Source organism: Flammeovirga sp. SJP92 (genome assembly GCF_001583495.1).
In the GTDB taxonomy this organism is placed as follows: domain Bacteria; phylum Bacteroidota; class Bacteroidia; order Cytophagales; family Flammeovirgaceae; genus Flammeovirga.
Genome location: NZ_LQAQ01000100.1, coordinates 74,772 through 101,186, shown reverse-complemented (window position 1 = coordinate 101,186; position 26,415 = coordinate 74,772). Strand labels below are relative to the sequence as shown.

Below are 26,415 nucleotides of genomic sequence, written 5' to 3'. Positions count from 1 at the left end.
GATGTAGGTTAAAATCTTTCTTCAACCTCCATTTTTTTAAATCTTTTACTAGCTTTTCTTGAACACTTTAAGTAAATAGTTGTTAGAACACATAAGTAGTTGATGAATTGAAATCACAACTACAATAACCGCTTAATAATACATACTTAGTAATGAAAAATTTTGAACTTTGGAACCCAACCCGTCTCGTTTTTGGTGAAAACAGAATTGAGGAAGTCAACAAACATATTCCCGCTGATGCTAAAAACATCCTTTTAGTATATGGAGGTGGTAGTATCAAGAAAAACGGTATCTATGATGATGTGAAAAAATCACTGGCAGATCGAAATGTTGTTGATTTTGGTGGTATTGAGCCAAACCCTCGTTATGAAACCATCATGAAAGCGAGAGAATTGGCCATCAAAGAAAATATTGACTTTATTCTTGCTGTAGGTGGCGGATCTGTGATTGACGCTACTAAATTCCTTTGCGTTGCTATTCCATTTACAGAAAGTGACCCTTGGGATATTATCAAAAAAGGATTAGGTAAGAAAGTGACAGAAGCCGTTCCATTTGGCACTGTGCTTACACTTCCTGCCACTGGTTCTGAAATGAACTCTGGCTCTGTTGTGACAAGAGAAGGCACTAAAGAGAAATTAGCATTTGGCGGACCTCTTTGTTTCCCGAAATTCTCTGTTCTTGATCCAAGAGTTGTCGCTTCTCTTCCAGAAAGACAAGTAGTGAATGGTCTTACAGATGCTTTCACTCACGTATTGGAACAATATCTGACTTACCCTGCTCAAGCTCCACTTCAAGATCGTTTTGCTGAAGGTATTTTACAGACTTTAGTAGAAATTGCTCCTCAAGTAATTGCTAATCCAGGCGACAGTACTTTGGCGGGTAACTTTATGTGGTGCTGTACAATGGCATTGAATGGATTGATTCAGCAAGGTGTACCAACAGATTGGGCTACTCACATGATCGGTCACGAATTGACAGCATTGTATGAAATTGATCACGCACGAACATTGGCCATCATTGGACCTAACTTGTATAGAGTAATGTTCAACAACAAGAAAGATAAACTAGTACAGTACGGTGAAAGAGTATGGGGAATTACTGAAGGTTCTGAAGAAGATAAAGCACAAGCTACTATCGAAAGAACTGTAGAATTCTTCCACTCTATGGGCATCAAAACAAAAATCTCTGATTACACTGAAGATCACGCTGAAGTAGCAAAGACTATTACCTCTCGCTTTGAAGAAAGAAAGTGGTTAGGACTTGGTGAAAGAGGTGATATCACTTTAGAAAAAGTACAAGAAATTGTAGAAATGAGTATCTAATTTAGAATGCACAATAATGGGAAAGGGCTTGTGGAATTTAGTTTCTGCAAGCTCTTTTTTTATTCTTGAATTCTAATCACAATTCCAACTTCAAGGTTTATGGACGGGGAGCAAAAAACGAAACAAAAAAATCAAGGCTTTGAAGTCAAAAGTAAAATTCCATTTCTTTCGCCTAAATGATTATATACTAGCTAAAGCTCAAACCAAAAAATATTTTTAACGGCTCAATACGTGACGCTTTTCCCTTCAAGTCTGGGGTAGTACAACCAACCTGATAGGGTAGAAAGCCTTACCATCAAAACAATTGTAATGGGAAAGAAAATGGGATTGAAATAACCTACAATACTATTTATGATAAAAACGAGTGCAAGCAGAATGAGATAAAGCTTACAGTACATCTTTTTAAATTTTTCTTTTTTTGTAATCAAAATAAGATTGAAAGGCGATAACCATAAAAGGTTCAAATTATAATGAGTGGGAGTATGAAGTGAGAAAACGGCCAAATAGAAAAGAATCAACCCCACCAATGCAGAAACTCCAAACACTAATACATCTACCTTTGGAGCATAGTTTTGATTGAAGGCTAAACCTCCTAAAATCACAGAAAGTAAAGTCAGCAAAATGAAAGGATTAAACGTTTCCTGCTTCTTAGACGCGTTCATAAAAGCACCTGCTCTTGAAGAGTACAATACTCTTTTTTCTTTTACAAGAGGATGTCCATTTAAATAAGAATGATCTAATGCTTTCTCCAACTCAAAAGGAAGAAATAAGCTTTCATCAAATGTTGTTTTATGATCTGCAGGAAGTCCTAAACATAAATTTAATCCAATATCAACCCAAGATCCTTTTTTCAAATAACCCGTAAATAGTGTTCTGTAACTTTTACTTTCTTCAATATAACTGCTGTCTTGTACTAAATTGGAATAGGTCACTTTCTGAATAAAATCACGAATACGAGTGGTGCAATTGTCTTTAAAAAATTGATACCTGTAAAACCTGTTCTGAGGTTTTATATTTTCACTTAAAACTGTAAACAACTTATTTTTTTCTTGTACTGTTAAATCCAAGATTTGTTCGAATAAAGACCGATCTGTATAAGTATATTCTCTGATAAACTTGTCATAGGTTGTCACTGTCAGGTAATAGTTCAAGGACCCTCTTGAGAATTTTAGATAAAAATTGGACGTACTGAAATCAAAGGAGCCATAATTGAAGACAACATCCAATTTGTTTTTTTCATCTTTCACTCGCAAAGCTGTATGTCCGAATGAAGAATAAAGTTCTTTTCCAATATCACATGTGATAACACTGATTTCGCTTTCTTCTGATAAAATGATTTTTTGTCTACCGAATGATTTTAGTGTAAAAAGAGCTACAAAAAATAAAGTTAGTTTAATTATTCTTCTCATTTAGATGGTTAATTTTGGCAAAATACATCGGCAAATATAACTTAATTACCAATCACTTTTTAATAAAATGACTTTACGTGAACTAATTGATTTTAGAAATGAAAGAGAATTTCAGAGGAACGGCAGAAGCTATACAATAGCAGGTCTTAGTATAATAGCTATGTCCGCGATCTTAGCCTTTGTAGCTATAATTGAAGTTATCACGGATCCTACACTCCCCGAAAATGATTTCGTAACTATCACTGGAGAATTAAAACATTTTAAACAAATAGAGGTTGGGAAAAACAAGATTCCCAATACACTGATATACCTAAAAAATTACCCTCGAATTGAATTTAATCTAGATAATGATGTTTCTATTCATACTATTAATAAATACATTGAGAGTAATTCACAATCTGTTATTTTTAAATTAGGAATTCCCAAAAAAGAACTTTACAACAATCCGCCAAGAGTTAATGCTCACTTTATTATTCAAATCAATGATGATGTCATAAAAAGCTATGAAGATTACCTTGAAATACAACGATCAGGGCAAATAGGGTCATTTTTGTTATTTCTAGGAGTATTTGCTTTTGGGGCTCTTTTTATTGTAGGGAAGCTTGTATTTCCTAGATGAAGAATTTCCCTTAAAAATCGTCAAACGGTTACAACTATCAGTATATAAGTTAATTATAAATGAAAATAAAAGAGCTTGCTGAAGATTTTCTTTACAAGCTATTTTGTTTTTAACTATTCTAAACCTTTCTTCTCAGGGTTCCAAAAGGGTTTCGTTTTAATTTGAGAAGATTCCCAATTTAATTCCTTTCTGAAAAATTGAGTAAGGGCCACACATAATCGGCTATCTCCCGCTATGTAAACCATCCTTTTCCCTTCCAAGTCTGGTAAGATCTCTTTTATTTTCCCAATGATTTCTTGAGATGGATTTTGAGGTAATTCGTAGAAGTCGAAAGGAGTATTCCCATCCAAATCTTCAAACAATTCATTTTGATCATGACTATACACTATCCCTTTGACATTCTTATTTGCACCAATATTTTTTTGAATCATATAAAGGTGTGAAAGTGCCGAGAGGTCTCCAATCATCAAATAACTGTCTGCTGAATCATCGGCTAAGAACTTCCCTTTTTTCAACTTAAAATAAAGTTTTTCTCCCACTTCACAATTCGTCACCCAATGTGATCCAATACCATTGCTATGAGTAGCGATCGCAATATCAATAAAGCCTTCTTGATGATTTATGTCCCAAATGCTGTAGCTTCTGACTTTGTCTTTCATGGAAAGTTCTTCTTTTCCAATTCCGATACCCATTCTCAGAAATGCACCAGGGTGAAAGTCTAATCCTTTTATTTTTTCACTTTGAATACGAATTCTGTAAGCAGATTTTGATAGTTGTTCTTTTTCTGAAATCACGGCTTCGTCCAAAACGACAGATTTCAATATATTTTCTATGATTTTCATTTTTTCCTTTTCAATCTGAACCCTATGATGCGTTCCTTCACCGCAGGTATTCTAATGATAAAACCTACTCCTACCACTACAGCATAGATAATCCATGTTTTTTCTAAAAGTGCTACATGCACTAAACTTAAAATGATAGCGATATAAGCATACTTCTGAAGTTTCTTCCATTTGCTTTTTAAACGCTTCATCGATTTTCTATTCGATGTAAATAACAATGGTATTAATATCAATACAGCAATAAAACCAGCTACATAATTCACCTCCGTGAACGTTTCCAGAAAGCCTTCCATCGCTATAAAAATGACAAAATGAAGAATACTCCAAACGGCAGCCGCAATACCCATCGCTTGACGAACAAAAAGATTTGTGACTCCAAACAGTATAAAAAGTGGAGTACAAGTCAGAACGGCTGTCAACCATCGGATGGCAAATTCACCTGAGATATGATACAACATATCCAATGTGGTACGATCCCCTTTTCCTGCACTTTCTACCAATGACATTGATAGGCCATTCGTCCAGTCAATGTGAATCATTTTACTTAAAATAATCAGAGGTAATACCGCAAGGATCGTGACGATGATCCACCCGTAGTTTCGCTTTAAAAATGCCATTCTGTCTTTTTGTTTGTTAGATTTTATATTACTTATGGTTCTTGTTATGGTTCGTAAGACGCAAAGCATTGCGTCTCTACAACGGCACTCTTTCAATTAAATGTAGATACTAAATTGAAAGAGTATCGTTTTGTAGAGCCACAATGCCTTGTGGCTCACGAACCACCAAAAAACCACTAAAAATTATTCATTATTGTCTTCTTTTTCTTCAGCACATTTCGATTCTCTCGCCTTAAATTTCTGCATAAATTTCTCTCTATGCATCATGGCTCTACTTCCACCACGACCTTTGAAACGTGGTCTTCCACCCCTGCCAAATAAGATTTTAGACATTGCTAATAACCCTAATGACTGAAGGAATGAAATAGTAGTCAACCCAAATATTACAGGCATCAACCAATTCCATAACTGCATAAAAATAAAGGTAATGGCAGTAATGATGACTGCTCCAAATACGATCTTTTTAGCTATAAACTTTTTCTTTGAAAACTTTTCCATGTCTTTTTATCAATTTTGACCACCCTGTAGTGATCTGTTGTACTATTAATTTTGACCAATTAGGACTTCATCAATTTGAAGAGACTATCCAATTGTTCTCTTAGATACAATACAGCATATCGCTTTCTGCTGATTAATGTATTCACCGTTTCCCCTGTCATCTCTGAAATCTGTTTGAAGCTGAGTCCTTCAAGTTCATGCCACTCAAAAACTTCTTTTTGTTCTTTGGGCAACTCTTCCAACCTCAATTGTATTTCCTCCCAAATCATGTCTTTCATCAATTGATCATCAGGCATTGTTTCTAGCGAAGGCAATAAATCCATTAGGTTCAATCCTTCCTCTTCATCATTTACTTTTTGATCTTCAATAGAGAGCGGTTTCTTTTTCCTACGGTAATCCACAATCTTATTTTTCGCGACAGTATAGAGCCAGGAGATTGATTTGCGCAAATCAGAGATATCATCAAATCCCCCTACAAAACTCAAAAACACATCCTGAGCAATGTCTTCAGCGTCTTCCATAGAACCAACCTTTCCTTTGATGTAATTCTTCAAACGGCCTTGTTCCTGCTGGAATGTGTTTTCTATATTTTGATTTTTCTCTGCCATAATTATTGTATCTATCTCTTAAGTCGGATAAGGGCAGATTATATTTTAAGAAAAGTGATATTTTTTTGATTTTTTTTCATGAGAAATAAAAAATATGGGTTTAACGGCTTAAAAAGACAGTTTTCTGAAGAATAAAAAAGATGGGTATTTTTTCTTTTGAATACAAATAGCCCCAACTTATTATAAACAAGATGGGGCTTCATATAAGTACTAAGTCAAAAATAAATCATAGTTAATTCTAATTTATTTTTTGTGAGTACAACGCTAAAAAACGTATGAATAGTGGTTCTATTTAAAGTTTTTTGAAGGCAGTACTCACAAAAAATAAATAGAATTAGTATGAGATAATTTTGACTTTGTACTTATAAACCTAAAATACTATTTCAATCTTATAAGAAAGGGAATGGCGTAGCAGCTGTAAAGTGTTCAGAAACTTCTCCTGCATAAACTGTATCTGAATCACAATCTAATGCTTTAATTTCCGCACCTTCTGAAAAATCTACTTTATCCAAATCCACCCAGAAAATAGTAGGCTTTAATGCCGACTCAAAATAATATCTGTTGGTTTGGTTGTCAGAAATTGTTCTCCAAAGTGTCGCTGAGATATTTGGACGGTCAGGGTCTTCCATTCCTAAAGGCACACCAATTGCTCTCATTTGAGACATTACAGAAGCTGTAGCCATTGCTTTATCAGCATATTTTGGAGAAGATTCCAAAGCATAACTTAATCTCACGAAACGGTCAGCCGCATTAATCGTTCCTGGCAACATTTTGCTACCACCAATCAATTTCCAATATTTATCGATGGCAATCTGCTCCGAATATATTGGTGAATTGGTCATCACTCTATATTCTCTGCTATGATTAATCACTAATTCTCCATCCAAGAACTCTAAAATGGCCGAATCACCTGTTTTATCTGAAATAGAAAGGTGGACTGTTGCTCCTCTACCGTTAGGAAGAATTGGTGCTACAATAATGAAAGGTACATCTTCCATCGCCTCTACGGCTTCTTCTACAGTTGCATAATTATCTAAGAAATATTGAGCCCAAGCTCCTACAGAAAGTGTTGGCTTATTGCTTGTTGCCACATCACCATAATTTGATTCTGCTAAGTAAAGAAGATTTGCTGTCAAACCTGCTTCATTCATTCCATCCGCAGTACCTGCATTATAAAAACTAGCTCCTATTGATCCATATTTTGAAGTCCATTCGATAGGGTTGTTATTCGTTCCTCCATCTTTTTGCATTCCTCTAGGGTAAATCCATAATGACGTCTGAGCTGTTGGATCATTCCAGTCCATACCACGACCTACGATAAATTCTTGATTTCCTGTTTCATAAATAATTCTTGAACACATAATAGCAATATTTTGATTGATAAATAATTAATTTCTGTAATCAAATAGGCTGATAATAAATAGATTGATTTCCTTATTGATCACATTACAAATGTCGCTGGTTCAAAATCAAATGATATACAAGATTTGAGTAAGTAGTTACAAAATTTCGGCAATCCAATCCTCCAGTATAAAAGCTGATATGCTAACACTTACAAGGTGTAAAAGCTAGGACGTACAACATGTACATGCTAGCACTCACAAGGTGTAGAAACTAGGACGTACAACATGTACATGCTAGCACTCGCAAGGTGTAGAAGCTAGGACGTACAACATGTACATGCTAGCACTCGCAAGGTGTAGAAGCTAGGACGTACAACATGTACATGCTAGCACTCGCAAGGTGTAGAAGTTAGGACGCACAACATATACATGCTAGCACTCAATAAAAAGCCCCATTAATGAAAAATTCATCAATGGGGTAAAAGTTAAAAGTCTAATCAAATTATTCCATCTTCTATAAAAAAGGAAATGCTTCTTTAGGGGTAAATTCTTTTGATACTTCACCGGAGTAAATGGCATCTGAACAGCAGTCCAATGTTTTTACTTCTGTATTCTCAAAATCAATATTATCAAGGTCTACCCAGAAAATAGCAGGTTTTACTGCTGACTCAAAGTAGTATCTATTGGTTTGGCTATCAGCGATTGTTCTCCAAAGAGTAGCTGAGATATTGGGATGCTCCGGATCTTCCATCCCTAGAGGTACACCAATTGCTCTCATTTGAGAAATTACTGAGGCTGTTGCCATATCTTTATCTGTATATTTTGGTGATGACTCTAATGAATAGTTCAATCTCACAAATCGGTCTGCCGCACTGATCGTACCTGGCAACATTTTACTGCCACCGATCAATTCCCAGTACTTATTGATAGCAATTTGCTCAGAATAAACCGGTGAGTTGGTCATTACTTTATAGTCCCTGCTGTGGTGAATTACTAATTCTCCATCATTTAGGTATTCTAAAATTGCGGAGTCTCCTGTTGAATCAGAAAGGGATAAATGCACTGTAGCACCTCTACCGTTAGGTAATAATGGAGCGGAAATAATAAATGGTGCATCTTGCATTGCCTCTACAGCTTCTTCAACTGATGCGTAATTATCTAAGAAATATTGTACCCAAGCACCAACTGACAATGTAGGTTTATCGCTTTGAGCAACATCACCATATTCTGATTCCGCTAAGTAAAGTGCGTTGACTACCAAGCCTCTTTCGTTCATACCATCTGATGATGCGATATCATAGAAACTTGCCACAACTGAACCATATTTCGAAGTCCATTGAATTGACTTATCTCCTGCTCCTCCATCTCTTTTCATATTCTTAGGGAAAATCCATAATGAAGTTTGAGCGTTAGGATCGTTCCAGTCCATTCCACGTCCTGTAATAAATTCTTGGTTGCCTGTTTCATAAATAATTCTTGAACACATAGTTGTACTATTTTTTTGAATGATAAATAATTAATTTTTGTAATCGGTGAAGGTGAATAGATTGATTTCCCTTTTGATTACATTACAAAGGTAGAGGGTTGGTATTCCATTTACTTTCACGAATTAGGCATCAGGTTGTACGTTTTCGTTAAAGTCAAAAACACCCATTTTGTATAAAAAAAAGACCAAAGTGGGTTTCACCTTGGCCTTATTGCGGATAATACTAATAGGCGATGATTAGTTTCTTTATGAAAGTTTTAGCTGACTGAACTGATGGAAGCTATCATATTTACTTTCCTTTGTCTCCACTTCCAATAACTTTGAAAGGTCTTCAAATTGTTGTGTTCTTACTGGGCTTTTTAACCACTCCACATAATCTTCTTCTGAGTGCCATCCACATAATATCATGAATGCACTATCATCTTCTGATGACAACATCAACTCTCCATATTGGAAACCATCAATTGTAGCCGCACATTCTTCAATAGCTCTTCTTTGTGTATGATAATCCGCCGCTTCTTTTGCTGTCCCGTTTAATACTTTTACCTCTAGCTTCGACCAGAAATTGATTGACTTTTCGTTTAACATAATTCTTTGATTTGATTTTTGATAAGGCAAAATTATAGGTTAGGTGAAGGAATTATTGTCACGGTTTGGTTAAGTATTTATATGATTTGAGCATTTTACCTTAAGTTTATTTCCCTACTTTTTTGACAAAATAACCTGTAATTCATTAGATTAGTACATTGCTATTTATAATGTTTTTAATGATCCTATAGCTCAAAATCAATCATAATGCTAGAAAAAGATAAATACACCATAGATCCTAAAGGAGCACATCCACACGATGCCTACCAACAGTTTGCTGATGACTTAGGGGGCACTTGGGATGGAGAAGAGCTTAGAATCAAAACAGATTGGTGTGATATAAAAGGATATTCTTTTGAATTTTTAGACAAAGTCATTGTTGCTGTTTTTGAAATGGATTCCGATCGCCCAGTCATCACTAAACATACCGTACTACCGGATGATCATTACATTACTATCCGATTAGGGTTAGGTGCTACTTATAAAAGAGATGGTACTGTCAAAAAGTTTAATAATGCAGGTATCTTGATCTTAAACTCTACACAAGTACATGACTTCGAATTTCCTCAGGGTAAAGGCAGTCAATGGGTTTCTATTCGTTTTTCACTGAGCTTCTTTCTGCAGTTTGCTAAAAAAACTGATTTCAAAATGAAAGAGCTTTTTAAAAATGACAGTCCATGGATCAATTATTATTCACAAAACGCTGAAATCGAAAGTAGAGTAAGAGCGATCATTAAGAATGTGGATAAAGAAAAAAGAAAACACGCTTTCTTTTTCACAAAGAGTATTGAAATTATTGAGCTATTAAAAACAAAAATTGAAAAAGACGCTGATAAGCATAAAAGTAATATTCATCCAGAAGATCTAAAATTGATGATTGACTTAAGAGATAGTCACTTATCTGATTTTACAGAAATTCCCAACCTTACTGAATTAAGTGATAAATACGGCATGAGTGTTTCAAAATTAAACCGTCTCTTCAAATCAATTTTTGATAAACCTATTCTTCAGTTTTATAATCAGCAAAAAATAGAAGAAGCTCACCGACAAATTATTTATACCAATAAAAGCTTAACCGAAATATCCATGGACTTAAATTTTAGTCATGTTGGACATCTGAGTCAAGCTTTTAAAAATCACTTTGGCTATGCTCCTTCTGCCTTAAAAGGGAAGAATATTGATTATTTCAATTAATTTTATTTTTCATACAACTCAATCGGCAGTTCATCTGGATCATCAAAGAAACAGAACTTTTTACCCGTATGAGGATCTACCATAATATCACCAACGGGTACTTCATTTTCTTTTAGAAAAACGATGCTGTCTTCTATACTGTCTACCTCAAACGCAATATGTCTTAGACCTCTCGCTTCTGGCCATGAAACTCTTGGTGGATTATTAGGGAATGAAAATAATTCAATTAGGTATTGTCCATTAAAAGACAAATCTAGTTTCCATGAATCTCTTTCTTCTCGGTACACTTCCTGAAGAATCTCAAAACCCATGATTTCTGTATAAAACTTTTTTGATTTGGGATAATCTGAACAGATAATGGCGATATGGTGTAATTTATTTAGCTTGAGCATTTTTATTTATATACTTAATAATCTTTTAAAAGCGACACTTTGTCTTTCACTGACTTCTACTTCATTTCCACAACTCAGCTTCAATTGTAATTTCCCCTTGAACCATGTATCGATATCCTTGATATGATTGACATTGACCAACTGCTGTCGGTTTACTCTAAAGAAAAAGTTCTTATCTAAGCGGTTTTCTATTTGATTCAAAGACTTATGAAGTAGTGGGGATTGATCATTAAAATAAACTTTAGTATAATTTCCTTCCGTCTCAAATAATGATACATCAGACAGTTTTGTCACATAACATTGGTCTGAATCTTTGATAAAGATACTGTTTTCTAAACTTAATTCTTGAATATCTTCTTCTTCAATTCTGATTTTTTGAATGGCTGTACTTAAACGCTCCTGTGTGATGGGCTTCAGTAAATAATCGATCGTATTATAATCAAACGACTTGATGGCATATTGATCATAAGCGGTAGTGAAAATGATATGAGGAATATGATTAATGGTATTCAACACTTTAAAACCATCCATATCCGGTAGATGAATATCTAGAAAAATCAGATCAGGGTTTAATTCATCAATCAGCTTGATCGCCTCTTCCCCTGTGTCGGCTTCGGCTAGGACTTCTATTTCTTTATGTTTTTTGAGTAAGTGCTTTAGTTCTAGCCTCGCCAAATGAGAATCTTCTACGATTAAAGTTTTCATGTTAGTTTGTATTTAGAGTGATTTGAGAAGTGACAATATTCTGAGTTTGAAATATGGCAAAATTTACATTTTCTGACAGTTCAGATTTTAATCTTTGTACTAAGTTTTTCAGACCAATTCCACTATTTAAATCTCCCTTCAACTCTCCCGCATTTTTTACTGTGATCACAGCTTTACCTTCCTCTTCAAAAACATTGACTTCAATCTTGTTGCCATTTTTTATTTCGCCATGCTTAATCGCATTTTCAAGTAAAAGCTGAATAGAAAGCGGTGGAATTTCAATAGAATCTAAGCTTTCATCTACATTCAAAATAAAATCTACTTTATTCCCAAAGTGCAATTGATTAAGCTGAATATAGCTTTTCACCACTTCTACTTCTTCCCCAATACTCACCAAGGTTTTATTCTGATAGTTTAAAATGTACCTCAATAACTCGGATACATTTACAAGGGAATCTCTTGCTCCTTCAGGGTCAATCAAGATCAATGAGCGAATATTATTGATGGCATTAAAAAGGAAATGAGGGCTTAATTGATCTTTTAAATTGGAAAGTTCCAACTGTTTCAACTCTAGAGATAACTTTAATTTATCTGTCTCTATCTTTTTCTGGTTTTCGAAATATTTATAATTAAAATAAATCAGAGACCAAATCGAAAGCACCATCAACATACTGAACATATAAGTAGGAACTTCGAAATTACCTTCAAGATAATTCAACTCTTCAAACCCAAAAACAATAAAAAAACATGGGTCAATAACCGTCTTTAAGAAAGATATTATCATTAACACTGCTATACCTTTTAGTATTGTGATGAGAATAGGTGCATTTTGAAGAATAATTTTTGAGTAAAAATACCTCAAGAACAGACTTATTAATAAGCCTGTTCCTGCGATAACTATTGTATAATATATTGCTTCAAAATTGCATGTAAAGTATTGTGTTTGGAATGTAACATTGATAACGTACAGTATTACCCAACCTATCGCGTTTGTTACCCAAAACTCTTTTCTTGCTTTAAAGAGCTGATTTATTTCTTTTGAATTCGAATCCATTGTAGTATAAATTACCGTTTTCCAGTACCATTAGATAAGTACCTGTATTTCTACCAATTCCTACTTCCTGAGCAGAGTTATCACCTTTGATTACAAAAAATGGTTGAGGTAGAGCGTCATTCGTTTGTGATTGAAGAATAGCTTGAAGAGTTCCATCCGTTTCTTTAAGTTCTAATTTAGCAGTTGAAAAATTGAAAGTTTTAGCATCACCACTTGAGAAAGCATTGATAGCCTCATACTTACCTAATCGGCTTTTCCATGAATTGGTCATTTTTATATCATCAATTTTCTTTCCAACATATTCCTCTCTACCAGTATATACGCTTACAGATTTCACTAAAATCTCATTATCCACCTTCACAAATCTATATTTCTGATTCAATTGAGGTATAACGTACTCCAATGAATCATTAACCTTTTCAAAATCTGCAGTAAAGTTTCCGATCGTTAAATGAAATCTTTCCACACTATCTACTTCCACCATATAAGTTCCAACACTATATTTCCCCAATAGTTCACTTTCAGTTGGAATCTCAGACACCCCCGCTTGACGAAGATCTCGGCGTACTACACTAAGCTTTGCATTAAGTTCTTTTTCTGAGTTTAAATATTCTAATAATAACGATCTAGCACTCACATATCCTCTATCTGTATTTGATAGTACTACTACTCCTACTTTCAATTCTGGAATGTATTTATAATCTGCATGAAAAGTTGGTGTATCTCCACCATGACCATACATTTTCATTTCTTTTTTTGATTGATCCTTATCGTCAAAATGTACTTCTTGAACCGCCAATCCATAAGCATCACCTTCCCAATCACCTACCAACTTTATTTTAGATGATCTGTCTTCTTCCATTTCATGGATTGTAGATTTTTTAGCAATTTTTCCTGATGGATATTTGCCTTTATTGATCAGCATCATCATGAACTGACTCATGTCTAATACATTTGAATTAATACCTCCAATAGACGAAATCACATTTGCCTCTTGAATTTGCTCATTATTCAAATAACCTACTGGTATTTGTCGGTTGATTGAAGAATTGATCATTCCCAATGGAGCAAATATTTCTTCGTTGATATATTCTTCATAAGACACCCCGCTTTCTCTTTCTATCAATTCTCCCAAAAGAATATATCCAACATTAGAGTAAGATGTAATATAGTTTCTTGGGGAAGCCATTCTTTGCTTGTTCAAAGCCTCAATGATCCATTCATTGCTTGGCAGATCCTTTGCAAACATGCCATTTATAATATCATTTGGAAGTCCAGAAGTATGCGTCAAGATATCTTTGATATAAATATTCTGATCTTGCTCAAAATCATTTTGAATTGTCAGTTCTGGGATATATTTCTGAAGAGGAGCCTCAACACTTAATTTATTTTTCTCTTGAAGCTTAAGAAGAGATAAAGCCGTAAATGACTTTGTAACTGACCCAATTCTATAAATACTTTGATCATTGGCTTTGATTTCTTTTTCTCTGTTGGAAAAACCATAGCCATTAGAGTAGACAATTTTTCCATTATCAACAATTGCAATACTCATTCCTACAGCTTTCTTCTTTTCTATCTTAGCATTAAAAACACTGTCAATGACACTTTTCGTTTCTGTCTTGATGGAATTGAAAGTCTGAGAGAAACCTACTTGAGATGCTAACATCAATACTAAAAATATAACTTGCTTTTTCATTGTCGTTTTTGTTTAAGTGATGAATGATTACACTACAATGATCAGGTTTATTCTCTCAAATAGATATCAATATTTGATGAGTGCAGATTACAAATGATGAATGCGGAAGAACATAAAAAAGGTACAGCCTAAAGAGTATACCTGAGAAAATTACAGCACAAAAATATATTTTATATAACACAAAAAAGGATCAAGCTTAGCTCAATCCTTCCTCTAAATAATTACATTCTTAATGAAACACTGTACTTCCAAAATGCCTAAATACACAACTCACTAACAGACTGTTTCATATCTTTAAGCTTTAAATAGATGGTTTAATTCTTTTAAATTCAAACCCGCTACAATATAAGTTCCCATTTTCAAGTACCATCAATGAAGTCCCCGTATTTCTTCCAATTCCAGTCTCAATAGCAGAGCGATCATCTACTATATTTAATACATGTTCTGGCAAACCATCTTTAGAAAGAGGAATTAATTTTACTTTCAATACACCTTTTCGTTCTTTCAGTTCTAAAGTAGCTGACGAAAAATTGAAAGTTTTAGCCCCCTCACATGATATCGCATTGATTGCCTCATATGTCCCCAATCGATTTTTCCATGAATTACTAATTTCTTTATAGATGGTTTTCTTTCCGACATAGGATTCTCTTTGGGAATACCCACTCACCATCTTTAATAAAATTTCATCCTCTACTTTCACAAATTTATAAATGTCTTCAGCTTTTTGTAGTGTAATAAAATTAAAGACTTTTACCTTCATCGTATACTCTAAAGAATCATTTTTCTTTTCAAAAACGACATCAAACCTGCCAATTTTCAATTTAAATTTCTCAGTACAATCTACATCTAATTTGTAAGGCCCAAAACCATAGCTCCCACTTATTTCTTCTTCTTGTGGCAAGACCGCTAGTTCTTTTTGCTTTAAAAATCTCTTCGTTGTTAATAATTTCAGCTTTTGGTCTTTATCATATTTTAAATATTTAAATAATAATGACCTCGCATTTACATATCCTTTATCTGTATTTGATAAGACCACTACCCCTACTTTTAGTGCTGGAATGTATTTATAATCTGCATGAAATATTGGCGTATCTCCCCCATGTCCATATATTTTCATCTTTTGGGGTGAATTATTTTCAGTCTCTACATTTACTTCCTGCACCTTCAATCCATAAGCATCTCCTGTCCAATCATCCACTAATGTCATTTTAGAAGACCTTTCTTTTTGCATTGCATTGATTGTAGACTCACTTACTATTTTTCCTGAAGCATGCTTTCCCTCGTTAATCATCATCATGATGAATTGGCTCATATCCAATACATTTGAATTAATTCCTCCAATACAAGAAATAATCCCTGACTCTTGAACTTGTTTATTATCTGCGTACCCCACAGGAATGTCAGTATTGATATTTGTATTTTTCATTCCTAATGGATTAAAAATCTCTTTGCTGATATATTCTTCGTAGGTCAATCCACTTTCACGTTCAATGAGTTCACCAAATAATGAATAGCCAGCATTTGAGTAAGAACTTAAATAATTTCTAGGCGAAGCCATTTTTTGTTTATTCAAGGCTTGTATGATCCATTCGTTAGTAGGCAAATCCTTTGCAAGGGTTCCATTAAATATATCATTGGGTAAGCCTGAGGTATGCGTTAAAATATCTTGTATATAAATAGAATTATCTGTATCAAAGTCAGAAGTAATGGTCAACTCTGGTATGTATTTCTGAATGGGATCAGCTATCGATAATTTTTGTTCTTCTTGAAGTTTTAATAATGAAAGGGCAGTAAAAGACTTCGTGATAGAACCAATTCTGTAATTACTTTGATCATTTGCCTTTATTCCTTTTTCTCTGTTTGAAAAACCGTAGCCATTAGAGTAAACTATTTTTCCATTATCAACAATTGCGATACTCATTCCTACCGCTTTCTTCTTTTCTATCTTAGCATTAAAAATACTGTCAATGACACTTTTCGTTTCTGTCTTGATGGAGTTGAAAGTTTGAGAGAAACCTACTTGAGAGACTAACATCAGCACTAAAAATATTGTTTTCCTTTTCATCGTTGTTTTCGTTGGAGTGATTAATGATTACACTACAATGATCACATTTATTCTCTCGATTCGGTATCACTATTTGATAAGTGCAGATTACAAATGATGAATGCGGAACGGGCATAAAAAAAGGCACACCCCGTAGAGTATGCCTTAAATTGGACGACTTTGTATAAAGTTATTTTTTCAACATTTCAACCTGATCTTTCAACAGTTGAATAATGTCTTCTTTGTCTTTTAATTGAGATTTTAATTGTTTTACCTGCTCCTTCAATTGGGCTACCTCATCCGAAGCGGTGACTTCTTCTTGAGCTTCCTCAACTTTTTTCTTCTTCTTTTTCTTTTGTTTGATGTCCACTCTGATATTTCGAGTTTCTGGATCATCAGTATTAATTTCGTTTACCTCCACATCAACTGTTTTTGATGCTTCTTGTGCTTCTTCCACTGCTCCTTGTACAGCTTCGAAAACGTTTTTGATCGTTGACTTCACTTTCTCTTTTTGGAGTTCATCCGTCATACGTGGGAAAACAAAATCTCTAAGAATATCCTCAAATGGATTGTCTTTTCTACTCATAATTGATTTAATTAATTTGACATGTTGATTGACTCAACTTAATTTTTTAGTTCAATAAATAAGTTAACGAATTTAAATGATAAGTGTTTCAAGTGAGCTTATTTTTTAACATTCCTAATTCGCAATTTTGTAATCCAAACTTCCAACCTCATAAACACTTTTACCCGCCTTCTTCAATTGTAAACTTAGTTCTTGTCTTTCTTCCTTTGAATTACTGTAAGAAGTATACAAGAAGGTTCTGAGCGTGACAGGCCCAAACAACGACTGCTTAGAGCTTCCAAAGTAATTGACCTTAATGATATATTGCCCTTCGATAGCGTGTTTCAAACGAAACTCTTCAGGTCCATAACCTCTCGTAAAGTCATTGGACATTCTCCCTCCAATTCTAGTATTTTTATGAGAATAGAAACACTTTTCATTGATAGGATCAATCACCCATAAATCAATATCTGTATCCAGCATATCCCAATCAATCACAATTCTGACATCTAAAGGCATGGCATGAATAAAACGAGCATCAATTTTAGAGGTATCAATCTGTTTTGGATACTTGGTGATTAAATTATTCATTTCATGTAAAATGATTAACTCTATATTCCCAAAACGGGAAATAATATCAGCATCCCATTCACTCTCTATGATACTGTAATATTGATCCACTGCTTTTTGATATTCTCCTTTATCGACATACAACAAAGCCAAATCTCTATAATTCTGAGGTTCAAAAGGTCTTAAGTCAATCAGCTTCTTAAAGATATATTCCGCTTCTTCATAACGTTCAAACTCTTGTAGTTTCCTTCCTAGATTTCTTAATACTTCATGGTTTTCCAAATCAATCTCTGCCAAATTACTCAACACTTGAAAGGCCATTTTCTGGTCCCCTTCGCTGTAAAAATAGGAAGCGACATCATAGTAGAAGGATGGTGCATTTTTATATTCCTTCTTCAATTCATAATACTTGGACGGCCTTCTACTTTTTTCTGTCGACTTTAATGCTTCCAAGTACTTCGCATCTGACTCATAAGGAATCAAAGTAGTTTTTACAGTCTTCTTTGGTTTGCGTTTCCTTTTCACATCGGCAGCTTCATCTGCTGAGCCTCCCCATGAATCCGACATCTCCATTTCTTCAACCACTGTTTCCTCTGCAAACTCTTCTGTAATAGCAAAACTCTCTACCGCCTGAGTACGTGCAGGTGCTTGCCTAGAAACACCTACTTCAATCATTTCCTCATCTAAAAATTCATCAGAAAACTGTATTGTTTCTACCATAGTCACCAAAAGTTCCCTGCTAAGTTGATGCACATCTACTTCTTGACTATCAAAACCTTCAAAAGTAAAAACCAATATCCCATTGAGTGGCACTTCAATACTAAATTTCCCTTGATAATCCGTCACTACACTTTGAGAAGTTCCTCTTAACTTCACCTGCACACCAGGTAATACTTGATTCACTCCGTTTTCCTTTACTATCCCAGATACAATCTTCTTTTGCGAAACATATTCTCTAGGAGGAAGAGGTTGACGATTGTTCTGCCCAAGAGATTTTGGCTTATTCAATTTTTCCTTTCGAATGACTTCACTCATGTCCTTAGAATTCTCCCACCATTTTATATCCTCTTGAAAAGACGCATAAATACGATCCTTGCGAGTCGTCATTTCTTTTGTTTTGTGCTCCTGTTTTTCTTTCAGCTTCGCATAATACTCCTTTCGCATAGAAGCAGGAGGAACGATCTCATGTGTTACATAATCTTCTAAATTGTCCAATACAATAAAAGAGGTAAAATCAGTTACAATACCATATTTTAAAGCCAAATTAGTGATCACTTCCTCATTCTGTTTTGATAACTCACTCAACTCATCAATCTGTTTCTGTGCCCAAAGTTTCTCAACCATTTCATATTTTTTATCAGATGACTGAATCGTTACCTGCTCAGAACCCATGACTTTTCCACCAATACCGTAATTGATTTTTAATGTCGCTTCTTTCGACTTCAATTTTCCTGCAATTGCAAAATTCTTCTTCACCAAAGCTACCTTACTAGGATATACCTCTGCCACTTCTCCATTAATCACTTCAATGCCTAAAAAACGGATCGCAGGTTGTTTGATTTTCTCTAAAAGGTCTTTTTGTGAACGAGAAGAAAGGTTAAGATAATCGCCTGAATTTTGATTAGCCAAGGCTGATAAATAAGCTTGATTCACACTACTGCTTGAGGAAATTGTATATAAAGGTTGATTGAAACTGAAGAGTGCTTCCATTGATAAATTAGAAATACCATCAGAAAACAACCACACCTCTTCTGAAACTATACCTTTACTTAAATATTCACCTAGCTTACAACCACCATCGTATTCTAAACCCTCAATATATTGAAGCAATTTTGATGTATTCCCATCTCTGATTTGAAACTTTTTAGAAGTAGTCACTTCATAATTGAAGGTCTTTACCTCAACACTTACATTTTGATTCCACTTGAAATATTCATTAATCAATTCCTTCTCTTTCTCAAGATCTCTTCCTTTATAATGTGCCGAAACATCCCAAAGGAAAGTTATACTACTCGGTTTCTTTTTATCTTTTGAAACAGCCTTGGGCTGACTTTGTACATAGAAAAACTGATCTGCCGAGAACTTCCCTTTAGTAGACTTGGTCTTTTTGGTTTTTCCTTTTTGAGGTAATGTAAAAGATAAGTTAGATTGAACGAAAGTATCTTTAGCTGTGTAATTCGCAATTGTAGATTCGTGTACATCTTGGAATTGAATATCCAATGCATTGTCACTATCTACTTCCACATCTGATTTATTGATGATTTCTACATGCACCTCAAATTCTTTTAGTAGGTTCTTGTAATACATTGGAAGATTGTAAAGAATATGTCCTTTATCATTCTTACTTAATTCTTGATCAAAAGCGACAATACACTTTTTATATTCTTTGGGGAAAATAGGATAAACTCTTGTCTTAAAATTATTACCGACAGTCTTTTCTAATATTGCCGGATCCACATTTTGCCTTACAATGTTCTCAAAAACTTCAGTGGCTTTCTCTTTCTTTACCACCACTCCTTCTCTCCATTCTCCACCAATATCAAGTGAAAAAGCGGAGACTGTAGCACCTTGTTCCAAAGGAAAATTAAGTTCTCCTTCCAGCACCCTGCTACCATAATTATAGAAGTGCATTTCCATTTTAGTAGTAGCGATATTGTCTAAGACTACCACATCAATGTAGAGTTTTTTCAACGCGACTGAGTCTCCTTCGCTATTATTGATAAGGATAACTTGCCCTTTTAGAGTAGCGGATACCAGCAAGAATAGTAGTAATAGTTGAACTTTCATGGAAGAGTAATTTGATTGAACATCGTTTTTATCAATATAACGACCTAAATCCATAGTTGGTGTTGTGTAATGTTAAGCTCTCGATTAGACATCGTTATACTATGTTAATGACACCTAATAAAGATTAGATCTAATACAATTAGTACATTAAAACTAAGCTTTCTTAATTTTGATGAATCCTTTGATGAAAAAAAGTTATGTATTGTGGTTCGCGATGACAGTACAAATTGCAAAGAAGAGGTTGAAAATAATGAGCAAAAAAAAAATCCTGTCTCATTTCTGAAACAGGATCTGTACTCCGTACGGGATTCGAACCCGTGCTACCAGGATGAAAACCTGGCGTCCTAACCCCTAGACGAACGGAGCGGGGTATTGATTTTAAGTCTCAATCAGACCTGTACTCCGTACGGGATTCGAACCCGTGCTCCCAGGATGAAAACCTGGCGTCCTAACCCCGAGACGAACGGAGCGGGGTATTGATTTTAAGCCTCAATCAGACCTGTACTCCGTACGGGATTCGAACCCGTGCTCCCAGGATGAAAACCTGGCGTCCTAACCCCGAGACGAACGGAGCGGGGTATTGATTTTAAGCCTCAATCAGACCTGTACTCCGTACGGGATTCGAACCCGTGCTCCCAGGATGAAAACCTGGCGTCCTAACCCCGAGACGAACGGAGCGGGGTATTGATTTTAAGCCTCAATCAGACCTGTACTCCGTACGGGATTCGAACCCGTGCTACCAGGATGAAAACCTGGCGTCCTAACCCCTAGACGAACGGAGCAACTGTTTTTTGCGAGTGCAAAGGTATTTGAAAACCCTATTCACTCCAAACCTTTTTCAAAAAAAAAGAAGAAATATTACAATCATTAAGAAAAAAAGGTGATTTAGGGCTATTTTTCGGGGTCTAAACACTCAAAAATATAATTTTGACATGTACGAACTTCTTGAAAACAGTTACGAAAAATATAATCAGCCTAATTTTATACCAGATGATCCTATCTGTATCCCTCACTCTTTTTCAAAAAAAGAAGATATTGAAATCATGGGATTCTGGGCGGCCGTATTAGCTTGGGGGCAAAGAAAAACCATCATCAACAAGTGCAAAGAGCTAGTGACTTTGATGGACAATGCTCCTCATGACTTTATTATCAATCATACAGAAAGTGATTTAAAACCTTTTCTGAATTTCAAGCACCGCACCTTCAATGATGTGGACACGTTGTATTTCCTTTCTTTCTTCCAAAAGCATTATCAAAAATACAATTCACTAGAGGATGCTTTTCTGATTGGTTATTCTGACAAAGATGAAAATGTAGGGAACTCCCTTATCGCCTTTCATGATTATTTCTTTGAAGACGAAGATGCTCCACAGCGTACTAGGAAGCATATTGCTACGCCTGCTAGAAAGTCGGCTTGTAAAAGAATCAATATGTTTTTGAGATGGATGGTCAGGAAAGATGATCAAGGCGTAGATTTTGGAATTTGGAATACCATTCAGCCTCATCAGCTGATCTGTCCATTGGATGTTCATGTAGAAAGAGTGAGCAGAAAGTTGAAGTTATTGACCCGAAAACAGTCCGATTGGAAGGCGGCAGTAGAACTGACTGATAATTTAAAAAAGATTGATCAAAATGACCCTGTGAAATATGATTTCGCGTTATTTGGGTTGGGTTTAGAAAAGTTTGCGTCTTCTTAAGAAATACTTTTCAATTCACTCAAAAAGCCCATTTTTCAAGAAGAAAATAGAATATTAACCCTTAAAATTCTTCTCAGAATATTGATAATTATCACTTGTGGTAATTGTAAAAAAGAGTACATTTGAATTATAATTGTAAAATTAACACCTAAAGATATTCATCATGAAAAAAATCACACTATACCTATCATTATTAACTGCCATAACCTTATTTTCATTTATAAATTATAATCCATTACAAGAAAGTATTAAAAGAGGTCAAGGGGTATATATGGTTAACTGTATGCATTGTCATTTAGAGCAAGGACAAGGAATTGAGCCACAGGTTCCCCCATTATCAGGCATTAAATATTTAGTTGAAAATAAGCATCAGGCCATCCGTCAGGTTTTGCATGGGTTAGAAGAACCGATCACGATCAATGGAGTGACGTATACGGGAGCAATGCCTGAACAAGGTGCATTATCTGATCAAGAAGCAGCTGATGTATTGAATTATATTAGAAATTCTTGGGGAAATAAAGCACCGATAATCACTGCCGATGATGTGGCAATGGAGCGTTAATACATTGTAATTAATTTAAAATATAAACGAAAGTCAGCCGTCAGATAGATTTTCTTACACAAAACATTTAATAATCCCCGCAAAAAGTATAATTTTGCGCCATCAGCCCATTCCCATTGAATATTAAAATAATAACAGGGTATGGGCTTTTCATTTTCATTACAACCTATTGAATCTCATGCAAGAGCGATATGCACAGCGCGGTGTTTCCGCCTCAAAAGAGGACATTCACAATGCCATCAAGCAATTAGATAAAGGCTTATTTCCAAAAGCATTCTGTAAAATCGTTCCTGATATTCTAACAGGCGATTCAGATTACTGTGCAATCATGCACGCTGATGGTGCGGGTACTAAATCATCTTTGGCTTATTTATACTGGAAAGAAACGGGCGATATGTCGGTTTGGAAAGGTATAGCTCAAGATGCAATCATCATGAACACGGATGACCTGCTTTGCGTTGGTGCAACAGGCAGTACACTTTTATCTTCTACAATTGGTAGAAACAAAAACCTTATTCCGGGTGAGGTTATCTCTGAGTTAATCAACGGAACGGAAGAAGTATTACAAATGCTTCGCGACAATGGTTTTGATATTCACAGTACTGGCGGTGAAACTGCAGACGTTGGAGATCTAGTGAGAACTGTTATTGTAGACAGTACAGTAACTACAAGAATGAGACGTGACGAAGTAATCGACAACAGCAACATCCAAGGTGGTGATGTGATTGTAGGTTTAGCTTCTTACGGTCAAGCAACTTATGAATCTGAATACAACGGCGGTATGGGAAGTAACGGTCTTACTTCTGCTCGTCACGATGTATTTGCAAAATATTTAGCAGAGAAATACCCTGAAAGCTTCGATCCTCAAGTTCCAAATGACTTGATCTACTCGGGTACGCAAAAACTTACAGATGCCATTGCTGATCTAACTTTAGATGCTGGTAAATTGGTATTATCTCCTACAAGAACTTATGCTCCAATCATCAAAAAGGTATTGGACGAGTTAAGACCAGAAATTCACGGTATGGTTCACTGTAGCGGTGGTGCTCAAACGAAAGTATTGCACTTCGTAGACAATGTACATGTTGTAAAAGACAACTTATTCCCTATCCCTCCACTTTTCGAAATGATTCACAAGAACAGTGGTACAGATTGGAGCGAAATGTACAAAGTATTCAACATGGGGCACCGTATGGAAATCTATGTTGCTCCTGAACATGCTCAGACAATCATCGACATCTCGAAGTCATTCAATGTTGATGCTCAAATCGTTGGTCGTGTAGAGACAAAAGAAGGAAGTAAGTCATTAGACATTCACTCTCCTTACGGAACATATTCTTACTAAAGAGGTAAGAGGTAAGTTATGTACTTCACTCTTACCTCCTACTTTTTTTCAATAGAAAAAAGAAAAGGATAGATTAAATTCAAACATTTAATCTATCCTTTTTTTATGGTTTCCAACCTGATTAAAAAACCGAGGTTTTCTGCTTTTTCTTTTTGAATCCCCAAGGGCAGTGTTTGCACTGATTCTTACAGCAATATCCCCTTTTCAAGTGATACTCCTTTGTGAAAACATATAAGCCGTTTTCAATGTAATAATCTTTCCCTTCTTCGAGAGGAGTTTTACTCATACCTTTAAATTTATTTTTTGTGCAAGTTACTAAACTTAAGAGCACGGACTTTCAAAATACGCAACATATTTGAGAATACAATAAAAATGGGGTCAACTTTTCATGAAATCTGATTTAGGAAAAATCCAAACTCACCTGCCCTATCCTATTACAAAGAGGCGCTCACCTTCAAAAAGTGCATTTCTCCTTTTTTTTTCTTAAATTATATGTAAGTGCTTGGCACTCTAGTTACTTATCTATTTTTATCATCGACGTGCAAGCTCTAGACGGGAGACTGTGCGTTTTTTTATTTTCTAGCTTATATGTTTATTGAAATCAGCACCCATGCCTATAATGCGATGTCCAAAAGATGTCGTCATTGGCGAAAAAGAGATTATCTAAACATCGTGTACCAGGCGTATAAATCAGAGAGCTATGGTTCACACTGCCGAAGGGATAAAAGGAAGTACAAATCGTACATATTTATCTTTGAGGACACCCGTCTCATTACCGTGTACCGGTCTAGAAAAAAGTCAAAAAACTATGTAAACAGAGCCTCATGAAGCATTTTATCAAACCCCGCGTTACGGCCACTGCCCAAGGAGACAGTTATGAATTTAATGTTTCCATCCGTGCTAATTCAGAATTTGAATTAGGTGTATGTGCTCAACTCATTCAACGCATGAAAGACATCTTGATCAAAGATGAGATTCAGCGCAAAGGTCTGAAAGATCTTTACCAATTTGCTACTGAGGAAGATGAAAGAAATTTCTATGAAATCGTAGAGATGAACATCTGGGATGATCTCCTTGCACAAGGAGAAGTTGTCCGCGACCTTGGACGCAGAGGGTATAAAGATATGGACGGCACAATTAACTCTATTCTTAAACCCGAGTAACGTTATTTGAAAAAAATCAAGAAATTATCAGATAACGAAAATTTAACACAGAAATTTGTTCCACCCTTTAAATAACAACAGGAGATCTTACAATTCGTAGGATCTCCTGTTTCGTATAATTTCGATATGTTAGGTCAAAAGGGTCAGCTTCTAATACCCTGAAGGTAAACAGAAGCGGATGTGTTGTGCTTCCACGCTACTAATTGATGCCACAGATTGAAGTTCTTCTGATCTTCTCGCTAGGGCCTCTTCTTCACGTAAATAATCTACAACAGGAGATACAAATCTCTCCATTACCGCAGTTACCAATTGCTGGTACTTTGGGTTTGTTGCATATCCACCTTTCGCAATTGATTCGATTTGCATGTTTGGATCTAAGGTCTCAAACAATCCGTTTTTGCGGTAAGTGTGGAAACTAGTTAGCACTTTACAATAGTCCTCCACCGCTTGTTCTAAAGACGTATATACTCTATAGCGTCTGAAACGTTGCTCCCCGTTGTCGTAAACTAATTTACTTCTAGTAGGGTTTGTGGATGCAATGTTGAAAATTCTGAAGTCTTTTCTCAGTTCCCAACCTTGCTCAGCTATTGCTTGGGATATAGCCACTTTTGTATTGATGCCGTATTTTCTACAGATTGGATCGAAAGCTTTATATAAAGTTCTTATATAATCTTCTCTCTTTATTGTATCCGTATCCTTTACACTTGTAATAGAATTATTTGAAGATGCTACTGCAAAATCAGTGGTTCCTATACTTAATACAAACGCGGTTAAAATAAGTAAAAACTTTCTCATTAAAAGTTTATTTCGTAAAAAGATCAAGTGTCCGTCTGACGCTTGTGCTGATTATCAGCGAGTTATTCTAATAATTTTCGTTTATTAAAATATTGGATGCAAATATAACATACAATTGTAATATAACAATAGTATTTTAACACTTATTTGAAACCTATATTTTATACAATACAAATCTTTTATTGTACTATTCTAAGGTCACATGATTTAACGCATATAAAATTGCATTTTACATAGTACGATAAGCAGTTTTATAAGTTTCATTTCGAGGTTTTGAAGCAAAAAAAATCGAGTTTTATTATTAAATTTGTGTAACAAATAAGGGATTTGTATCTATTTTTAAGTTAAACACCTCATTAACAGTACTAATTACACTAATTATTGCAGGTGATAAGCAGGTATAATGAAAGTATATTTTGCCTGTGATTTTTTTATTTTTATTTTGAATACAAATTGAAAATCACAATATTATAATTCAACTTAAAGTACATTATTCCTTAGAGGATGTTGATCA

24 protein-coding genes and 5 tRNA genes are annotated in these 26,415 nt (G+C 35.0%); 7 read left to right on the top strand and 22 right to left on the bottom strand.

Annotated features, from left to right (window positions below):
* The first annotated feature begins 152 nt into the window (after positions 1-152).
* Positions 153-1,322, top strand: a complete 1,170-nt coding sequence (locus AVL50_RS26760; RefSeq protein ID WP_062620209.1) for an iron-containing alcohol dehydrogenase — start codon at positions 153-155, stop codon at positions 1,320-1,322.
* Between the two features lie 224 nt (positions 1,323-1,546).
* Here the strand turns inward: AVL50_RS26760 and AVL50_RS26755 are convergent, their stop codons facing one another.
* Positions 1,547-2,731: a DUF4105 domain-containing protein gene (locus tag AVL50_RS26755; protein ID WP_062620206.1), complete on the bottom strand. Its 1,185-nt coding sequence runs from the start codon at positions 2,729-2,731 to the stop codon at positions 1,547-1,549.
* 67 nt (positions 2,732-2,798) lie between these two features.
* On the opposite strand from AVL50_RS26755, the gene AVL50_RS26750 reads away from it, so the two are divergent.
* On the top strand, positions 2,799-3,350 hold the full coding sequence (locus tag AVL50_RS26750; RefSeq protein ID WP_062620204.1) for a hypothetical protein: 552 nt from the start codon (positions 2,799-2,801) through the stop codon (positions 3,348-3,350).
* A 113-nt stretch (positions 3,351-3,463) separates the two neighbouring features.
* On the opposite strand, the gene AVL50_RS26745 is transcribed toward AVL50_RS26750, so the two are convergent.
* The 7 genes from AVL50_RS26745 to AVL50_RS26715 all read right to left on the bottom strand — a co-directional run bounded on the left by AVL50_RS26745 (position 3,464) and on the right by AVL50_RS26715 (position 9,332).
* On the bottom strand, positions 3,464-4,192 hold the full coding sequence (locus tag AVL50_RS26745) for a siderophore-interacting protein (protein ID WP_062620202.1): 729 nt from the start codon (positions 4,190-4,192) through the stop codon (positions 3,464-3,466).
* On the bottom strand, positions 4,189-4,809 hold the full coding sequence (locus tag AVL50_RS26740; protein WP_062620401.1) for a ferric reductase-like transmembrane domain-containing protein: 621 nt from the start codon (positions 4,807-4,809) through the stop codon (positions 4,189-4,191). Before AVL50_RS26740 ends, AVL50_RS26745 begins: the two co-directional genes overlap by 4 nt.
* A gap of 183 nt (positions 4,810-4,992) precedes the next feature.
* Positions 4,993-5,307: a hypothetical protein gene (locus AVL50_RS26735; protein ID WP_062620200.1), complete on the bottom strand. Its 315-nt coding sequence runs from the start codon at positions 5,305-5,307 to the stop codon at positions 4,993-4,995.
* A gap of 59 nt (positions 5,308-5,366) precedes the next feature.
* On the bottom strand, positions 5,367-5,915 hold the full coding sequence (locus AVL50_RS26730) for an RNA polymerase sigma factor (RefSeq protein WP_062620198.1): 549 nt from the start codon (positions 5,913-5,915) through the stop codon (positions 5,367-5,369).
* A gap of 389 nt (positions 5,916-6,304) precedes the next feature.
* Positions 6,305-7,276 carry a linear amide C-N hydrolase gene (locus AVL50_RS26725; RefSeq protein ID WP_062620196.1) on the bottom strand — a complete coding sequence of 324 codons (972 nt, stop codon included), beginning with the start codon at positions 7,274-7,276 and terminating at the stop codon, positions 6,305-6,307.
* A 496-nt stretch (positions 7,277-7,772) separates the two neighbouring features.
* Positions 7,773-8,744, bottom strand: a complete 972-nt coding sequence (locus AVL50_RS26720; RefSeq protein WP_062620194.1) for a linear amide C-N hydrolase — start codon at positions 8,742-8,744, stop codon at positions 7,773-7,775.
* Positions 8,745-8,990: 246 nt separating this feature from the next.
* Positions 8,991-9,332 carry an antibiotic biosynthesis monooxygenase gene (locus AVL50_RS26715; protein ID WP_062620192.1) on the bottom strand — a complete coding sequence of 114 codons (342 nt, stop codon included), beginning with the start codon at positions 9,330-9,332 and terminating at the stop codon, positions 8,991-8,993.
* A 207-nt stretch (positions 9,333-9,539) separates the two neighbouring features.
* On the opposite strand from AVL50_RS26715, the gene AVL50_RS26710 reads away from it, so the two are divergent.
* Positions 9,540-10,526, top strand: coding sequence for a helix-turn-helix transcriptional regulator (locus AVL50_RS26710; protein WP_062620190.1), 987 nt, complete (start codon positions 9,540-9,542; stop codon positions 10,524-10,526).
* 2 nt (positions 10,527-10,528) lie between these two features.
* On the opposite strand, the gene AVL50_RS26705 is transcribed toward AVL50_RS26710, so the two are convergent.
* The 12 genes from AVL50_RS26705 to AVL50_RS26650 all read right to left on the bottom strand — a co-directional run bounded on the left by AVL50_RS26705 (position 10,529) and on the right by AVL50_RS26650 (position 21,121).
* Positions 10,529-10,918 (bottom strand): VOC family protein, encoded by a 390-nt coding sequence (locus AVL50_RS26705; RefSeq protein WP_062620188.1) that lies wholly within the window; start codon positions 10,916-10,918, stop codon positions 10,529-10,531.
* A 6-nt stretch (positions 10,919-10,924) separates the two neighbouring features.
* A complete protein-coding gene (locus AVL50_RS26700; RefSeq protein WP_062620187.1) occupies positions 10,925-11,623 on the bottom strand; it encodes a LytTR family DNA-binding domain-containing protein in 699 nt (232 codons plus the stop codon).
* Between the two features lies 1 nt (position 11,624).
* The gene (locus AVL50_RS26695) at positions 11,625-12,677 is read right to left on the bottom strand and encodes a sensor histidine kinase (protein ID WP_062620185.1); all 1,053 of its coding nucleotides are present in this window, start codon (positions 12,675-12,677) and stop codon (positions 11,625-11,627) included.
* On the bottom strand, positions 12,640-14,373 hold the full coding sequence (locus AVL50_RS26690; RefSeq protein ID WP_062620184.1) for a serine hydrolase: 1,734 nt from the start codon (positions 14,371-14,373) through the stop codon (positions 12,640-12,642). Before AVL50_RS26690 ends, AVL50_RS26695 begins: the two co-directional genes overlap by 38 nt.
* A gap of 301 nt (positions 14,374-14,674) precedes the next feature.
* A complete protein-coding gene (locus AVL50_RS26685) occupies positions 14,675-16,438 on the bottom strand; it encodes a serine hydrolase (RefSeq protein WP_062620182.1) in 1,764 nt (587 codons plus the stop codon).
* Positions 16,439-16,607: 169 nt separating this feature from the next.
* Complete coding sequence (locus AVL50_RS26680) at positions 16,608-17,003, bottom strand: hypothetical protein (protein WP_062620180.1); 396 nt, start codon at positions 17,001-17,003, stop codon at positions 16,608-16,610.
* 114 nt (positions 17,004-17,117) lie between these two features.
* Positions 17,118-20,339 carry a VIT domain-containing protein gene (locus AVL50_RS26675; protein ID WP_172826926.1) on the bottom strand — a complete coding sequence of 1,074 codons (3,222 nt, stop codon included), beginning with the start codon at positions 20,337-20,339 and terminating at the stop codon, positions 17,118-17,120.
* A 294-nt stretch (positions 20,340-20,633) separates the two neighbouring features.
* Positions 20,634-20,705, bottom strand: a tRNA-Glu gene (locus tag AVL50_RS26670).
* Between the two features lie 32 nt (positions 20,706-20,737).
* Positions 20,738-20,809: transfer RNA gene (locus AVL50_RS26665), tRNA-Glu, on the bottom strand.
* A 32-nt stretch (positions 20,810-20,841) separates the two neighbouring features.
* Positions 20,842-20,913: transfer RNA gene (locus tag AVL50_RS26660), tRNA-Glu, on the bottom strand.
* Between the two features lie 32 nt (positions 20,914-20,945).
* Positions 20,946-21,017, bottom strand: a tRNA-Glu gene (locus AVL50_RS26655).
* Between the two features lie 32 nt (positions 21,018-21,049).
* Positions 21,050-21,121: transfer RNA gene (locus AVL50_RS26650), tRNA-Glu, on the bottom strand.
* Between the two features lie 150 nt (positions 21,122-21,271).
* Here AVL50_RS26650 and AVL50_RS26645 point away from each other — a divergent pair.
* The 3 genes from AVL50_RS26645 (at position 21,272) to AVL50_RS26635 (ending at position 23,943) form a co-directional block, all read left to right on the top strand.
* On the top strand, positions 21,272-22,036 hold the full coding sequence (locus tag AVL50_RS26645; protein WP_062620176.1) for a TIGR02757 family protein: 765 nt from the start codon (positions 21,272-21,274) through the stop codon (positions 22,034-22,036).
* Positions 22,037-22,199: 163 nt separating this feature from the next.
* Positions 22,200-22,598: a cytochrome c gene (locus tag AVL50_RS26640; RefSeq protein ID WP_062620175.1), complete on the top strand. Its 399-nt coding sequence runs from the start codon at positions 22,200-22,202 to the stop codon at positions 22,596-22,598.
* A 178-nt stretch (positions 22,599-22,776) separates the two neighbouring features.
* Complete coding sequence (locus tag AVL50_RS26635; protein ID WP_044210748.1) at positions 22,777-23,943, top strand: AIR synthase related protein; 1,167 nt, start codon at positions 22,777-22,779, stop codon at positions 23,941-23,943.
* A gap of 121 nt (positions 23,944-24,064) precedes the next feature.
* On the opposite strand, the gene AVL50_RS33425 is transcribed toward AVL50_RS26635, so the two are convergent.
* On the bottom strand, positions 24,065-24,229 hold the full coding sequence (locus AVL50_RS33425) for a DUF5522 domain-containing protein (protein ID WP_169658940.1): 165 nt from the start codon (positions 24,227-24,229) through the stop codon (positions 24,065-24,067).
* A 661-nt stretch (positions 24,230-24,890) separates the two neighbouring features.
* Here AVL50_RS33425 and AVL50_RS33155 point away from each other — a divergent pair.
* Positions 24,891-25,106, top strand: coding sequence for a hypothetical protein (locus AVL50_RS33155; RefSeq protein ID WP_157491584.1), 216 nt, complete (start codon positions 24,891-24,893; stop codon positions 25,104-25,106).
* Between the two features lie 150 nt (positions 25,107-25,256).
* Here the strand turns inward: AVL50_RS33155 and AVL50_RS26625 are convergent, their stop codons facing one another.
* Positions 25,257-25,901, bottom strand: a complete 645-nt coding sequence (locus AVL50_RS26625) for a glucosaminidase domain-containing protein (protein ID WP_062620171.1) — start codon at positions 25,899-25,901, stop codon at positions 25,257-25,259.
* Positions 25,902-26,415 lie beyond the last annotated feature (514 nt).

Bases quoted from the DNA above. Each gene is read 5' to 3' on its own strand.
- AVL50_RS26745 (WP_062620202.1), bottom strand. From the start codon at position 4,192: ATGAAAATCATAGAAAATATATTGAAATCTGTCGTTTTGGACGAAGCC.
- AVL50_RS26760 (WP_062620209.1), top strand. From the start codon at position 153: ATGAAAAATTTTGAACTTTGGAACCCAACCCGTCTCGTTTTTGGTGAA.
- AVL50_RS26685 (WP_062620182.1), bottom strand. From the start codon at position 16,438: ATGAAAAGGAAAACAATATTTTTAGTGCTGATGTTAGTCTCTCAAGTA.
- AVL50_RS33425 (WP_169658940.1), bottom strand. From the start codon at position 24,229: ATGAGTAAAACTCCTCTCGAAGAAGGGAAAGATTATTACATTGAAAAC.
- AVL50_RS26675 (WP_172826926.1), bottom strand. From the start codon at position 20,339: ATGAAAGTTCAACTATTACTACTATTCTTGCTGGTATCCGCTACTCTA.
- AVL50_RS26755 (WP_062620206.1), bottom strand. From the start codon at position 2,731: ATGAGAAGAATAATTAAACTAACTTTATTTTTTGTAGCTCTTTTTACA.
- AVL50_RS26725 (WP_062620196.1), bottom strand. From the start codon at position 7,276: ATGTGTTCAAGAATTATTTATGAAACAGGAAATCAAGAATTTATCGTA.
- AVL50_RS26730 (WP_062620198.1), bottom strand. From the start codon at position 5,915: ATGGCAGAGAAAAATCAAAATATAGAAAACACATTCCAGCAGGAACAA.
- AVL50_RS26750 (WP_062620204.1), top strand. From the start codon at position 2,799: ATGACTTTACGTGAACTAATTGATTTTAGAAATGAAAGAGAATTTCAG.
- AVL50_RS26640 (WP_062620175.1), top strand. From the start codon at position 22,200: ATGAAAAAAATCACACTATACCTATCATTATTAACTGCCATAACCTTA.
- AVL50_RS26625 (WP_062620171.1), bottom strand. From the start codon at position 25,901: ATGAGAAAGTTTTTACTTATTTTAACCGCGTTTGTATTAAGTATAGGA.
- AVL50_RS26680 (WP_062620180.1), bottom strand. From the start codon at position 17,003: ATGAGTAGAAAAGACAATCCATTTGAGGATATTCTTAGAGATTTTGTT.
- AVL50_RS26705 (WP_062620188.1), bottom strand. From the start codon at position 10,918: ATGCTCAAGCTAAATAAATTACACCATATCGCCATTATCTGTTCAGAT.
- AVL50_RS26690 (WP_062620184.1), bottom strand. From the start codon at position 14,373: ATGAAAAAGCAAGTTATATTTTTAGTATTGATGTTAGCATCTCAAGTA.
- AVL50_RS26715 (WP_062620192.1), bottom strand. From the start codon at position 9,332: ATGTTAAACGAAAAGTCAATCAATTTCTGGTCGAAGCTAGAGGTAAAA.
- AVL50_RS33155 (WP_157491584.1), top strand. From the start codon at position 24,891: ATGAAAGACATCTTGATCAAAGATGAGATTCAGCGCAAAGGTCTGAAA.
- AVL50_RS26710 (WP_062620190.1), top strand. From the start codon at position 9,540: ATGCTAGAAAAAGATAAATACACCATAGATCCTAAAGGAGCACATCCA.
- AVL50_RS26720 (WP_062620194.1), bottom strand. From the start codon at position 8,744: ATGTGTTCAAGAATTATTTATGAAACAGGCAACCAAGAATTTATTACA.
- AVL50_RS26645 (WP_062620176.1), top strand. From the start codon at position 21,272: ATGTACGAACTTCTTGAAAACAGTTACGAAAAATATAATCAGCCTAAT.
- AVL50_RS26635 (WP_044210748.1), top strand. From the start codon at position 22,777: ATGCAAGAGCGATATGCACAGCGCGGTGTTTCCGCCTCAAAAGAGGAC.
- AVL50_RS26740 (WP_062620401.1), bottom strand. From the start codon at position 4,809: ATGGCATTTTTAAAGCGAAACTACGGGTGGATCATCGTCACGATCCTT.
- AVL50_RS26695 (WP_062620185.1), bottom strand. From the start codon at position 12,677: ATGGATTCGAATTCAAAAGAAATAAATCAGCTCTTTAAAGCAAGAAAA.
- AVL50_RS26700 (WP_062620187.1), bottom strand. From the start codon at position 11,623: ATGAAAACTTTAATCGTAGAAGATTCTCATTTGGCGAGGCTAGAACTA.
- AVL50_RS26735 (WP_062620200.1), bottom strand. From the start codon at position 5,307: ATGGAAAAGTTTTCAAAGAAAAAGTTTATAGCTAAAAAGATCGTATTT.